Source organism: Flavobacterium psychraerolatum (assembly GCF_025960985.1).
Taxonomy (GTDB): domain Bacteria; phylum Bacteroidota; class Bacteroidia; order Flavobacteriales; family Flavobacteriaceae; genus Flavobacterium.
Genome location: NZ_JAOQMX010000001.1, coordinates 13,128 through 25,756 on the forward strand (window position 1 = coordinate 13,128; position 12,629 = coordinate 25,756).

General features: G+C 33.8%; 23 protein-coding genes. All 23 read right to left on the reverse strand.

Annotation, left to right across the window (positions count from 1 at the left end; genetic code table 11):
• Window positions 1-58: 58 nt before the first annotated feature.
• The 23 genes from eno to rplP all read right to left on the reverse strand — a co-directional run bounded on the left by eno (window position 59) and on the right by rplP (window position 12,626).
• A complete protein-coding gene (gene eno / locus M2326_RS00065) occupies window positions 59-1,351 on the reverse strand; it encodes a phosphopyruvate hydratase (RefSeq protein ID WP_264617536.1) in 1,293 nt (430 codons plus the stop codon).
• A gap of 177 nt (window positions 1,352-1,528) precedes the next feature.
• On the reverse strand, window positions 1,529-2,629 hold the full coding sequence (gene carA, locus M2326_RS00070; RefSeq protein ID WP_264617537.1) for a glutamine-hydrolyzing carbamoyl-phosphate synthase small subunit: 1,101 nt from the start codon (window positions 2,627-2,629) through the stop codon (window positions 1,529-1,531).
• 235 nt (window positions 2,630-2,864) lie between these two features.
• Complete coding sequence (gene rplQ, locus M2326_RS00075) at window positions 2,865-3,359, reverse strand: 50S ribosomal protein L17 (RefSeq protein ID WP_264617538.1); 495 nt, start codon at window positions 3,357-3,359, stop codon at window positions 2,865-2,867.
• A gap of 62 nt (window positions 3,360-3,421) precedes the next feature.
• The gene (locus M2326_RS00080; protein WP_035659211.1) at window positions 3,422-4,414 is read right to left on the reverse strand and encodes a DNA-directed RNA polymerase subunit alpha; all 993 of its coding nucleotides are present in this window, start codon (window positions 4,412-4,414) and stop codon (window positions 3,422-3,424) included.
• Between the two features lie 21 nt (window positions 4,415-4,435).
• The gene (gene rpsD, locus M2326_RS00085; protein WP_239868193.1) at window positions 4,436-5,041 is read right to left on the reverse strand and encodes a 30S ribosomal protein S4; all 606 of its coding nucleotides are present in this window, start codon (window positions 5,039-5,041) and stop codon (window positions 4,436-4,438) included.
• A gap of 92 nt (window positions 5,042-5,133) precedes the next feature.
• Window positions 5,134-5,517 carry a 30S ribosomal protein S11 gene (gene rpsK / locus M2326_RS00090; protein WP_007803677.1) on the reverse strand — a complete coding sequence of 128 codons (384 nt, stop codon included), beginning with the start codon at window positions 5,515-5,517 and terminating at the stop codon, window positions 5,134-5,136.
• 8 nt (window positions 5,518-5,525) lie between these two features.
• On the reverse strand, window positions 5,526-5,900 hold the full coding sequence (gene rpsM / locus M2326_RS00095) for a 30S ribosomal protein S13 (protein ID WP_264617539.1): 375 nt from the start codon (window positions 5,898-5,900) through the stop codon (window positions 5,526-5,528).
• Between the two features lie 2 nt (window positions 5,901-5,902).
• Window positions 5,903-6,019 carry a type B 50S ribosomal protein L36 gene (gene ykgO, locus M2326_RS00100; protein WP_002987490.1) on the reverse strand — a complete coding sequence of 39 codons (117 nt, stop codon included), beginning with the start codon at window positions 6,017-6,019 and terminating at the stop codon, window positions 5,903-5,905.
• Between the two features lie 11 nt (window positions 6,020-6,030).
• Window positions 6,031-6,246, reverse strand: a complete 216-nt coding sequence (gene infA / locus M2326_RS00105; protein ID WP_026714631.1) for a translation initiation factor IF-1 — start codon at window positions 6,244-6,246, stop codon at window positions 6,031-6,033.
• A 4-nt stretch (window positions 6,247-6,250) separates the two neighbouring features.
• Window positions 6,251-7,597, reverse strand: a complete 1,347-nt coding sequence (gene secY / locus M2326_RS00110) for a preprotein translocase subunit SecY (RefSeq protein ID WP_264617540.1) — start codon at window positions 7,595-7,597, stop codon at window positions 6,251-6,253.
• Window positions 7,598-7,611: 14 nt separating this feature from the next.
• Window positions 7,612-8,064 (reverse strand): 50S ribosomal protein L15, encoded by a 453-nt coding sequence (gene rplO, locus M2326_RS00115; RefSeq protein WP_264617541.1) that lies wholly within the window; start codon window positions 8,062-8,064, stop codon window positions 7,612-7,614.
• Between the two features lie 10 nt (window positions 8,065-8,074).
• Entirely contained in the window at window positions 8,075-8,257 is a 183-nt protein-coding gene (gene rpmD / locus M2326_RS00120; RefSeq protein ID WP_017495010.1) for a 50S ribosomal protein L30, read from the reverse strand.
• 12 nt (window positions 8,258-8,269) lie between these two features.
• Window positions 8,270-8,794 (reverse strand): 30S ribosomal protein S5, encoded by a 525-nt coding sequence (rpsE, locus tag M2326_RS00125; RefSeq protein WP_264617542.1) that lies wholly within the window; start codon window positions 8,792-8,794, stop codon window positions 8,270-8,272.
• A gap of 5 nt (window positions 8,795-8,799) precedes the next feature.
• A complete protein-coding gene (gene rplR / locus M2326_RS00130; protein ID WP_264617543.1) occupies window positions 8,800-9,150 on the reverse strand; it encodes a 50S ribosomal protein L18 in 351 nt (116 codons plus the stop codon).
• A gap of 12 nt (window positions 9,151-9,162) precedes the next feature.
• Window positions 9,163-9,705, reverse strand: coding sequence for a 50S ribosomal protein L6 (gene rplF / locus M2326_RS00135; RefSeq protein ID WP_264617544.1), 543 nt, complete (start codon window positions 9,703-9,705; stop codon window positions 9,163-9,165).
• An 18-nt stretch (window positions 9,706-9,723) separates the two neighbouring features.
• Window positions 9,724-10,122 carry a 30S ribosomal protein S8 gene (gene rpsH / locus M2326_RS00140; protein WP_264617545.1) on the reverse strand — a complete coding sequence of 133 codons (399 nt, stop codon included), beginning with the start codon at window positions 10,120-10,122 and terminating at the stop codon, window positions 9,724-9,726.
• A gap of 71 nt (window positions 10,123-10,193) precedes the next feature.
• On the reverse strand, window positions 10,194-10,463 hold the full coding sequence (rpsN, locus tag M2326_RS00145) for a 30S ribosomal protein S14 (RefSeq protein WP_024981518.1): 270 nt from the start codon (window positions 10,461-10,463) through the stop codon (window positions 10,194-10,196).
• A 3-nt stretch (window positions 10,464-10,466) separates the two neighbouring features.
• Window positions 10,467-11,018, reverse strand: a complete 552-nt coding sequence (gene rplE / locus M2326_RS00150; protein ID WP_239868214.1) for a 50S ribosomal protein L5 — start codon at window positions 11,016-11,018, stop codon at window positions 10,467-10,469.
• 2 nt (window positions 11,019-11,020) lie between these two features.
• Window positions 11,021-11,335, reverse strand: a complete 315-nt coding sequence (gene rplX / locus M2326_RS00155) for a 50S ribosomal protein L24 (protein WP_264617546.1) — start codon at window positions 11,333-11,335, stop codon at window positions 11,021-11,023.
• An 11-nt stretch (window positions 11,336-11,346) separates the two neighbouring features.
• Window positions 11,347-11,715, reverse strand: coding sequence for a 50S ribosomal protein L14 (gene rplN, locus M2326_RS00160; protein WP_239868219.1), 369 nt, complete (start codon window positions 11,713-11,715; stop codon window positions 11,347-11,349).
• Between the two features lie 2 nt (window positions 11,716-11,717).
• A complete protein-coding gene (rpsQ, locus tag M2326_RS00165) occupies window positions 11,718-11,978 on the reverse strand; it encodes a 30S ribosomal protein S17 (protein ID WP_239868221.1) in 261 nt (86 codons plus the stop codon).
• A 17-nt stretch (window positions 11,979-11,995) separates the two neighbouring features.
• The gene (gene rpmC / locus M2326_RS00170) at window positions 11,996-12,187 is read right to left on the reverse strand and encodes a 50S ribosomal protein L29 (protein WP_108740332.1); all 192 of its coding nucleotides are present in this window, start codon (window positions 12,185-12,187) and stop codon (window positions 11,996-11,998) included.
• Between the two features lie 13 nt (window positions 12,188-12,200).
• Window positions 12,201-12,626 carry a 50S ribosomal protein L16 gene (rplP, locus tag M2326_RS00175; protein ID WP_016989325.1) on the reverse strand — a complete coding sequence of 142 codons (426 nt, stop codon included), beginning with the start codon at window positions 12,624-12,626 and terminating at the stop codon, window positions 12,201-12,203.
• Window positions 12,627-12,629: the final 3 nt, after the last annotated feature.

Genomic DNA, 12,629 nt, shown 5'->3' on the forward strand with positions numbered 1-12,629 from the left:
CACAAAAAAAGCCATTTACTAAAAGTAAATGGCTTTTTATTTTATTTTGAAACAAAAATTATTTTTGTTTGAATGCATTTAAACCAGGAAAGTAAGCTGTATCACCTAACTCCTCTTCGATTCTAAGTAGCTGATTGTATTTAGCCATACGATCAGAACGTGAAGCAGAACCTGTCTTAATTTGACCACAGTTTAATGCAACTGCAAGATCTGCAATTGTGTTATCTTCAGTTTCTCCAGAACGGTGAGACATAACAGAAGTATAACCTGCATTTTTTGCCATATTAACTGCAGCAATAGTCTCAGTTAGAGTACCAATTTGGTTTACTTTTACAAGAATTGAATTAGCAATACCTCTTTCAATTCCAGTTGACAAACGCTCTACATTAGTAACAAATAAATCATCACCAACTAATTGAACTTTATCACCGATTTTTTCAGTTAATAATTTCCAACCATCCCAGTCATTTTCATCCATACCATCTTCAATAGAGATGATAGGGTATTTTGCAACTAATTCAGCTAAATATTCTACTTGTTCAGCAGAAGATCTCACTTTACCAGTTTCTCCTTCGAATTTAGAATAATCGTATTTACCGTTCACATAAAATTCAGCTGCAGCACAATCTAAAGCAATCATGATTTCGTCACCAAATGTATATCCAGCATTCTCAACTGCTAATTTAATAGTATCCAAAGCATCTTCAGTACCTCCTGCTAAAGTTGGAGCAAAACCACCTTCGTCACCTACTGCAGTACTTAAACCTCTATCGTGTAATACTTTTTTCAAACTATGAAAAATCTCAGTACCCATTTGCATTGCATGAGAAAATGAAGTAGCCTTTACAGGGAAAATCATAAATTCTTGAAAAGCAATCGGAGCATCTGAATGTGAACCACCGTTGATGATATTCATCATTGGAACAGGTAAAGTATTCGCCGAAACACCTCCAACATATCTATATAATGGCAATCCTAATTCATTAGCTGCTGCTTTTGCAACTGCAAGAGAAACACCCAAAATAGCATTTGCACCTAATTTTGATTTATTAGCAGTACCATCCAAATCAATCATCATTTGATCAATTACATTTTGTTCGAAAACAGATGTTCCAACAAGTTCTTCAGCGATAAGTGTATTTACATTTTTCACTGCATTCAAAACTCCTTTTCCTAAATAAGCTTTTCCTCCATCACGTAATTCTACAGCCTCGTGTTCTCCAGTTGAAGCTCCTGATGGAACTGCAGCTCTCCCTAAAACACCACTATCAGTGATTACATCTACTTCAATAGTAGGATTCCCTCTAGAATCGAAAATTTGTCTTGCGTGAATTTTAATAATAATGCTCATACTTCTTTAATTTTTAATTTTAATATACAAATATATCCTATATATTCTAATGATAATGTAAAAATTTCTTAATGTTATTAACGAAAACGATGTATTTTATTTTTGAAACAAAATATATTTTGCTATAAACAATACACAAATATAAAATTTAATTTCAAATACTTTATTAACTAAACATTATCCTTTTAAATTATCAACGAATTGGTCAAACAAATAAGCCGAATCGTGTGGGCCTGGACTAGCTTCTGGATGGTATTGAACAGAAAAACAATTTTTATTTTTCATACGCATACCAGCCACTGTTCCATCATTCAAATGAAGGTGTGTAATCTCCAAATCAGCATTAGACTCCAACTCTTCTTTATTGACTGCAAAACCATGGTTTTGAGAAGTTATCTCTCCTTTTCCAGTAATCAAATTCTTCACTGGATGATTGATCCCTCTATGACCATTAAACATCTTGTAAGTAGAAATTCCATTGGCCAAACCAATTACTTGATGACCAAGACAAATCCCAAACAAAGGCTTATCATTTTTCAAAATCTCTTGAGCAACATTAATTGCACTCGATAATGGTTCTGGGTCACCAGGTCCGTTAGATAAAAAATAACCATTTGGATTAAATGAAGCTAAATCAGCATAAGTTGAATCAAAAGGAAAAACTTTAATATAACAATCTCTTTTAGCAAGATTACGAAGAATATTTGTCTTAATTCCCAAATCTAAAGCCGAAACCTTGTAAGTAGCATTTTCATTACCATAAAAATAAGGCTCTTTTGTAGATACTTTTGATGCCAATTCCAAACCTTTCATATCTGGAATATTAGATAACGCAACCTTCAATTCTTCAACAGGAGTACCATCGGTACAAATAACAGAATTCATAGCGCCATTCTCTCTAATATAGCTCACCAAAGCTCTTGTATCTACATCAGAAATACAAATCAAATTTTGTTTAACAAAATAATCTTCTAAACTTCCAGAAGAATCTTCGCGAGAATAATTAAAACTAAAGTTTTTACAAACTAATCCAGCAATTTTTATTCCTCCAGACTCAACTTCATTCTCGTTGACACCATAGTTCCCAATATGAGGATTGGTCGCAACCATAATCTGACCAAAATATGAAGGATCAGTAAAAATTTCTTGGTAACCTGTCATCCCTGTATTAAAACAAACCTCCCCAAAAGTTGTTCCGCTAATACCAATAGATTTTCCGTGAAAAATCGTACCATCACTTAATAAAAGTATGGCGCTCTGTCTTGTTGTATATTTCATTCTTTGATTTAAATTTTAATAGCTTAGAGAATTTCGCATAGCTACACTCATTTGTGGATAAATATTGTGCAAATTTAATCCATAAATACAATGGAAACAAATTTTTAAATAGTAATGTAAAAATAAGTATTCAAAATTACCTGGTAGAAAACTAGAAAAGCTACTATTAGGCAAAAAAAAAGGATAAACTATAAATAGCTTATCCTTAATTTTTATTGAATGATTATCTTCATAATTACTCAGTAGCTTCTGTAGTAGTTTCAGAATCACCTTCAGCAACTGGAGCTTCAGTAGCTTCATCTGCTTTCTTAGCTTTTCCACCACGACGGCTTTTTGCTTTTTTAACTTCTTTTTTACCACCGTTGTAGATTTCATTGAAATCTACTAATTCGATCATTGCCATATCAGCATTATCTCCTAAACGATTTCCAACTTTAATGATACGTGTGTATCCACCTGGACGGTCACCAACTTTAGCAGCTACATCTCTGAATAAATCAGTTACAGCATATTTGCTACGTAAGTAAGCGAAAACAATACGACGATTGTGCGTAGTATCATCTTTAGATTTTGTTATTAAAGGCTCAACAAATTGTTTAAGCGCTTTTGCTTTAGCTACAGTAGTGTTAATACGTTTGTGCTCGATAAGAGAACAAGCCATATTAGCCAACATAGATTTTCTATGTGCTGTCTGTCTGCTTAAGTGATTGAATTTTTTTCCGTGTCTCATGACGTGTTTTTTTAAACCCTCATCTTGCTACTATCCTCTATGGAGAGCAAAATATGAGTAATTTATTCTTTATCTAGTTTGTATTTCGCTAAGTCCATACCGAAAGTTAAATTCTTCACAGCAACAAGTTCATCAAGTTCTGTTAAAGATTTTTTACCAAAATTACGGAATTTCATTAGGTCATTTTTATTGAACGATACTAAATCACCAAGTGTATCAACTTCAGCCGCTTTCAAGCAATTTAATGCTCTAACAGACAAGTCCATATCAACAAGCTTAGTTTTAAGCAGTTGTCTCATATGTAATGACTCTTCATCATAAGATTCTGTTTGTGCAATTTCGTCAGCCTCGAGTGTAATTCTTTCGTCAGAGAATAACATGAAATGGTGAATTAAAACTTTAGCAGCCTCAGTAAGTGCATCTTTAGGATTGATAGAACCATCAGTTTTAATTTCAAAAACTAATTTCTCATAATCTGTTTTTTGCTCCACACGGAAGTTTTCAATTGCATATTTTACATTTTTTACCGGAGTAAAAATTGAATCTGTAAAAATGGTACCAATTGCAGCATTTTGTTTTTTGTTCTCCTCAGCAGGAACGTATCCTCTACCTTTTTCGATTGTTAAATCTAAGTTCAGTTTGATTTTACTATCTAAATTACAGATAACTAGTTCTGGATTCAAAACTTGGAAACCTGAAATGAATTTTTGAAAATCACCAGCTGTTAATTGATCTTTACCAGTAACAGAAATACTAACTGATTCATTATCTATATCTTCAATTTGACGTTTGAAACGTACTTGTTTAAGATTAAGGATGATTTCGGTAACATCTTCAACAACTCCTGAGATAGTAGAAAACTCATGATCTACACCTTCTATGCGGACAGATGTAATTGCATAACCTTCTAATGCTGAAAGCAAAACTCTTCTAAGTGCATTACCAACAGTCAATCCGTAACCAGGTTCTAAAGGTCTAAATTCAAATTTACCTTCAAAATCGGTTGAATCGATCATGATAACTTTATCGGGCTTCTGAAAATTAAATATTGCCATAAATTTCGACTAAGTCAATTATTATTTGTTGTACAACTCTACGATTAATTGTTCTTTAATGTTTTCTGGAATCTGAAGTCTAGCTGGTACAGAAACGAAAGTACCTTCTTTAACGTCATTATTCCAAGTAATCCACTCATAAACATGACTTGAATTAGACAAAGAACGTTCGATAGCCTCTATTGATTTAGATTTTTCACGAACAGCAACCTTATCACCAGGTTTTAAATGGTATGAAGGAATATTTACAACTTCACCATTAACAGTGATATGTCTGTGAGAAACTAATTGTCTAGCACCTCTTCTAGAAGGAGCTACACCCATTCTAAAAACAACGTTATCCAATCTTGCTTCACATAATTGTAAAAGAACTTCACCAGTTACACCTTTAGTAGCAGATGCTTTTTTAAATAAACCTCTGAATTGTTTTTCTAAAATTCCATAAGAATATTTAGCTTTTTGCTTTTCCATTAATTGGACAGCATATTCAGATTTTTTACCTCTTTTTTTAGCCATCCCGTGTTGTCCAGGTGGGTAATTTCTTTTTTCGAAAGCTTTATCGTCTCCGAAAATTGCCTCGCCAAATTTACGAGCAATTCTAGTTTTTGGACCAGTATATCTTGCCATTTCTGTTAATTTTTTTAAAGTAGAGATTATGAATTCAGGTCATATCCTTCGATAATCTTTAGTTCTACCTTGTTATACTTAATTATTATTATTTAAACTCTACGTCTTTTTGGAGGACGACATCCATTGTGAGGCATTGGAGTAACATCAATGATTTCAGTTACTTCGATTCCACCGTTATGAATAGAACGAATAGCAGACTCACGTCCATTACCAGGTCCTTTTACATAAACTTTCACTTTTTTAAGTCCTGCTTCAAGAGCTACTTTACTACAATCTTCTGCTGCCATTTGGGCTGCGTATGGAGTGTTCTTTTTAGAACCTCTAAAACCCATTTTACCAGCTGAAGACCAAGAAATAACTTCACCTTTTTTATTAGTCAAAGAAATGATGATGTTATTGAAAGTAGCAGAAATATGAGCTTCACCCGTTGATTCAACGATAACTTTACGTTTTTTTGCTGTTGCTTTAGCCATATTACTTATTATTTAGTTGCTTTCTTCTTGTTAGCAACAGTTTTTCTTTTACCTTTTCTAGTTCTAGAGTTATTCTTAGTTCTTTGTCCTCTTAAAGGAAGACCTGATCTATGACGAATACCTCTGTAACATCCAATATCCATTAAACGTTTGATGTTTAAAGAAACTTCAGAACGTAATTCTCCTTCAATTTTGAAACCTCCAACTACTTCACGAATTGCTCCGATCTCGTCATCATTCCAGTCTTGAACTTTTTTATCTTGGCTTACTTGAGCTTTTTCTAAAATCTCAATAGCTCTACTTCTTCCTAATCCGAAGATATAGGTAAGTGCTATAACACCTCTCTTGTTTTTTGGGATATCTACCCCTGCTATTCTTGCCATAATTATCCTTGTCTTTGTTTAAATCTAGGATTCTTTTTGTTTATTACGTATAATCTTCCTTTTCTACGTACGATAATGCACTCGGCACTTCTCTTTTTTACTGATGCTCTTACTTTCATTGTGAATTCTTTTAATATCTATAAGTAATTCTTGCTTTTGACAAATCGTAAGGACTCATTTCTAGTTTCACTTTATCACCGGGTAATAATTTGATATAATGCATTCGCATCTTTCCAGATATATGAGCAATTACAACATGTCCATTTTCTAACTCTACACGGAACATAGCATTTGATAATGCTTCAATGATTGATCCGTCTTGTTCTATTGCTGATTGTTTTGCCATAAAATTAAGCTACTGCTTTTCTATTTTTTCCAGTTTTCATTAATCCGTCATAATGCTTATTTAACAAATATGAATTGATTTGTTGAATTGTATCAATCGCAACACCAACCATAATTATTAATGAGGTACCCCCAAAAAACATTGCCCAAGATTGCTGGACATCCATTACACTTACTACAATAGCAGGAAAAATAGCTATCAAAGCAAGAAATAAAGATCCTGGAAAAGTTATTAAAGACATCACTTTATCTAAGAAATCTGAGGTCTCAGCTCCCGGTCTTACACCAGGTATAAAACCACCACTTCTCTTTAAATCATCAGACATCTTATTAGTAGGTACGGTAATAGCAGTATAGAAATATGTAAAAACAACAATTAAAGTTGCAAAAACAAAATTATACCAAAAACCAAACATATTACTAAAAGCGCCAACAATAGATTGTGATGCATCAGATTTTGACAATCCAGCGACAGCTGCAGGGACAAACATGATTGCTTGAGCAAAGATAATAGGCATAACTCCAGAAGCATTAAGCTTCAAAGGAATCCATTGTCTGTTTCCACCCAAACTATCTTGTTCAAAATCTCCTGAAGCAGTACGACGAGCGTACTGAACTGGTATTTTTCGTATTGCCATAGTCAATAAAACACAAGCAATAATAACTAATAACCAAATAATGATTTCGATAACCAATAACATTGGTCCACCATTGTTATTAGTTACTCTTGTTGTAAATTCTTGAATAAATGCCTGAGGAAATCTTGCTAAAATACCCACCATAATTAATAGTGAAATACCATTTCCAATTCCTTTATCAGTTATTTTTTCTCCTAACCACATGGCAAAAATTGTACCCGTAACTAAAATGACAACTGAAGAAAATAAGAATTCAAAAGAATTAAACCCTAATAAAAATGCACTACTAGGTAGAGTTCTGTATAGATTATAAATATACGTTGGCCCCTGAACTAATGTAATAACAATAGTCAACCAACGTGTAATTTGATTAATCTTTTTTCTACCACTTTCTCCATCACTTTGTAATTTTTGCAAATAAGGAATAGCAATTCCCATCAGCTGAACAACAATAGATGCCGAAATATAAGGCATGATTCCTAAAGCAAAAACTGATGCTTGTGAAAATGCACCTCCAGTAAACATGTCAAGAATTGAACCAATCCCTTCTTTAGTTTGACCCGCTAAATTAGCTAATTGGGTCGCATCAATTCCAGGAAGTGTTACTTGAGCTCCAAAACGATAAACTAAAAGTAAACCTAATGTTATTAAGATTCTATTCTTTAATTCTTCGATTTTCCAAACATTACTAATTGATTCAATAAATTTCTTCATACTTAATTGAAAAATTATATCGTTACAGCTTCTCCACCAGCAGCTTCAATAGCGGCTTTTGCAGTTGCAGTAAATTTGTGAGCAGTTACTTTTAATTTTGCTTTTAATTCTCCTCTTCCTAAAATCTTAACGATTTCATTCTTTGTAGCCAAACGGTTTGCTACATAAGTTGTCATATCGACAGCATCTGTAATAATACCATTATCAACTAATAATTGAAGAGTATCCAAATTAACACCTTCGTAATCTTTACGGTTGATGTTTGTGAAACCAAACTTAGGCACACGTCTTTGAAGTGGCATTTGCCCTCCTTCAAAACCAATCTTTTTAGAATAACCAGAACGAGATTTTGCTCCTTTGTGACCTCTTGCAGAAGTACCACCTTTTCCAGAACCTTCTCCTCTACCTAATCTTTTATTTTGATTGTGCGTTGACCCTTCAGCTGGTTGTAAGTTACTTAAATTCATAACATATTTGTTATTTAGCTTCTTCAACAGAAACTAAGTGTTTAACTTTGTTTATCATCCCAAGGATTGCAGGGTTTGAATCATGTTCTACAACCTGACCCATTTTACGTAGACCTAAAGCTTCTAATCCTCTTTTTTGAGAAAGTGGACAGTTGATTTTACTTCTAACTTGTTTTACTAATAATTTAGCCATAATTTCCTTGAATTAACCTTTAAAAACTTTTTCTAATGAAAGTCCTCTCTGTTTTGCAACAGTATAAGCACTTCTCATTTGTAATAAAGCATCAAAAGTTGCTTTTACTACGTTATGAGGATTTGATGATCCTTGAGATTTAGATAATACATCGTGAATTCCTACTGACTCAAGAACTGAACGAACAGCTCCACCAGCAATAACTCCAGTACCATGAGAGGCAGGAATTAAGAATACACGTGCACCACCAAATTTACCTTTTTGTTCGTGAGGTACTGATTGACCATTCAAAGGAATTTTTACTAAATTTTTCTTAGCATCTTCTACTGCTTTCGCAATTGCTTCAGAAACATCTTTAGATTTTCCTAATCCATGTCCTACAACACCATTTTCATCACCTACTACTACAATTGCAGAAAAACCAAATGCTCTACCACCCTTTGTAACCTTAGTAACACGATTTACACTTACCAAACGATCTTTTAATTCAAGACCTCCTGGCTTTACTAATTCTATACTTTTGTATTTATTAGACATACTTATTAGAATTTAAGCCCAGCCGCTCTCGCGCCTTCAGCTAATGATTTAATACGACCGTGATACAAATAACCTCCTCTATCGAACGTTACTACTTCTATCCCAGATTTTAATGCTTTTTCTGCAACAAGTTTCCCAACTGCAGTAGCAACATCAATATTCGTACCTTTTTCTATTTCTTTTTCTCTTGATGAAGCAGCTAATAAAGTAACTCCATTTACGTCATCTATAAGTTGTGCGTAAATTTCTTTATTACTTCTAAAAACAGATAGTCTTGGATTAGTAGCAGTACCACTAATTGTTTTTCTAATTCTGAATCTAATTCTCTGTCTTCTTTGAGGTTTCGTTAATGACATAATCTTAATTTTTTAAGCTGATTTACCTGCTTTTCTTCTTAATACTTCACCTACAAATTTCACACCTTTTCCTTTGTACGGCTCAGGCTTACGGAAACCTCTAATTTTTGCCGCTACTTGACCTAAAAGTTGCTTATCAAATGATGTTAACTTCACAATTGGGTTTTTACCTTTTTCAGAGATTGTTTCCAAAGACACCTCTGGAGCAATATCTAAAACAATATTGTGAGAAAACCCTAAAGCCAAATCTAATCTTTGTCCTTGATTAGAAGCTCTATAACCAACTCCTACCAATTCTAATGATTTAGTAAAACCTTCCGTTACACCAATAATCATATTATTGATCAATGAACGGTACAAACCGTGCTTTGCTCTTTGGTCTTTATGATCAGACGATCTTTCAACTTGAACTTGATCGCCTTCAACTGTAACAGTAACGTCCGAAAACTCCTGTGTTAGTTGACCGTTTTTTCCTTTAACTGTAATAATACCGTCTTTAACTTCAACAGTTACTCCGGCAGGGATTGCAATTGGACTTTTACCTATTCTTGACATCTTCTTATCGTCTTTTAATTAGTATACGTAACAAATTACTTCTCCACCAACGTTAAGTTGTTTTGCTTTTTTTCCTGTCATCAAACCTTTCGATGTAGAAACAATAGCAATTCCTAATCCATTAAGGATTCTAGGAATAGAAGCCGAACTTGAATATTTACGTAAACCTGGTTTACTAATTCTTTGGATATCTTTGATTACAGGCTCCTTAGTATCTTTATCATACTTTAAAGCGATTTTGATTGAACCCTGAACAGAATTGTCCTCAAACTTGTAACTTAAGATATAACCTTGATCGAATAAGATCTTAGTAATTTCTTTCTTTAGATTAGATGCAGGAATTTCGACAACTTTGTGGTTTGCAGCCACAGCGTTTCTAACCCTTGTTAAATAATCTGCAATAGGATCTGTATACATATGTATATATTTGCGATTATGGTTTTCTCCAGACTTTCTGTCGAACCTTTAACCAATTAAAACTCAATATTTTACCAGCTAGCTTTTTTAACCCCTGGTATCAATCCATTATTAGCCATCTCACGAAATGTTACACGTGAAATACCGAATTGACGCATATACCCTCTTGGTCTACCTGTTAATTTACATCTATTATGCAAACGAACTGGCGAAGCATTTTTCGGTAATTTCTGCAAACCTACGAAATCTCCAGCTTCTATCAAAGCTTTTCTTTTCTCAGCATACTTTGCTACCGTTTTTTCTCTTTTAACCTCACGGGCTTTCATTGATTCTTTAGCCATATCTTAATTCTTTTTAAAAGGTAATCCCAATTCAGTCAATAATGACTTTGCTTCCTTATCAGTTTTAGCAGTAGTAACAAAAGTGATATCCATACCAGATATTTTGTTTACCTTATCAATATCAATTTCAGGAAAAATGATTTGTTCTAAAACCCCAAGATTGTAGTTTCCTCTTCCGTCGAAACCAGTAGCTTTAATTCCACTGAAATCTCTAACACGTGGTAAAGAAGATGTAATAAGTCTATCTAAAAACTCATACATTCTTTCTCCACGCAAAGTAACTTTCGCTCCAATTGGCATCCCTTTTCTCAATTTGAAAGATGCAACATCTTTCTTAGAGATAGTAGATATCGCTTTTTGTCCAGTTATCTTTGTCAACTCATCAACTGCATAGTCAATAAGTTTTTTGTCAGAAACAGCTGCTCCAACACCACGGCTTAAAACGATTTTGTCCAATTTAGGAACCTGCATTACGTTTACATATCCGTACTCTTCTGTAAGAGCAGAGATAACTCTACTCTTATATTCTTCTTTTAGTCTAGGTATATATGCCATTACTATAGTACTTGATTAGATTTTTTTGAAAATCTTACTTTCTTATCTCCTTCAATTCTAACTCCTGTTCTAGTTGCTTCCTTTGTTTTCGGATCAATTAGAGAGATATTAGATATTTGAATAGAAGCTTCTTTTTTTACAATTCCACCTTGAGGGCTTTTAGCACTTGGTTTCGTATGTTTCGAAACCATGTTTACACCTTCTACAATAGCTTTGTTTTTCTCACGGTCAACACGTAATACTTTACCTTCTTCACCTTTATGGTCACCAGCAATTACTCTTACGATGTCCCCTGTTTTTATTTTTAGCTTTATCATCTTAAAACGAATTAAAGCACTTCTGGTGCTAATGATACAATTTTCATGAATTGTTTTTCACGAAGTTCTCTTGCTACCGGTCCAAAAACACGAGTTCCTCTCATTTCCCCTGCAGCATTCAAAAGAACACATGCATTGTCATCGAAACGGATATAAGAACCATCGGCTCTTCTCACTTCTTTTCTGGTACGTACTACAACTGCAGTTGAAACAGCTCCTTTTTTAACGTTCCCGTTTGGAGTTGCATCTTTTATAGAAACTACAATCTTATCACCAACAGAAGCATACCTTCTTTTGGTACCTCCTAAAACACGGATAGTTAAAACTTCTTTAGCTCCTGTGTTATCTGCTACTTTTAGTCTTGATTCTTGTTGTACCATAATTATTTAGCTCTTTCTAGGATTTCAACTAATCTCCAACATTTAGTTTTACTTAAAGGACGCGTTTCGCTAATTCTTACAGTATCTCCAATGTTACAGTTGTTCGTTTCGTCGTGTGCATGATACTTTTTAGTTTTCAATACAAACTTACCGTATAACGGGTGTTTTACTTTAGTAACTTGTGCAACAACAATAGATTTATCCATTTTGTTAGACGTTACAACACCTATTCTTTCTTTTCTTAAATTTCTTTTTTCTTCCATCTTTCAGCAGATTACAATTATTGCAATTCTCTTTTAGTTAACTCAGTGGCTAATCTTGCAACTGTTCTTCTTAAACTTCTAATTTGAAGCGGATTCTCAATTGGAGAGATAGCATGAGCCATTTTTAGGTCAGCATATGTTTTCTTAGCCTGGCTAAGGTTTTCTTGCAACTGTGCTGCAGAAAGATCTTTTATTTCTGATTGTTTCATAATATAATATAGATTATGCTTCGAAATCTCTAGCAACAACGAATTTAGTTTTTACTGGAAGCTTTTGAGCTGCAAGACGTAACGCCTCTTTTGCAACTGACAAAGGAACTCCTCCAACTTCAAACATAATTCTTCCGGGTTTAACAACGGCAGCCCAATACTCAACTGCTCCTTTACCTTTACCCATACGTACCTCAAGAGGTTTCTTAGTAATTGGTTTGTCTGGAAATATTTTGATCCATAATTGTCCCTCTCTTTTCATAAAACGAGTAGCAGCAATACGTGCAGCTTCAATTTGACGAGAAGTTAGAAACATACCATCTTCATGTACAGATTTAATACCAAACATTCCATTAGAAAGTTCATGCCCTCTTCCAGAGTTCCCTTTCATTTTACCTTTTTGTACCTTACGGTATTTTGTTCTTTTAGGCTGTAACATTTT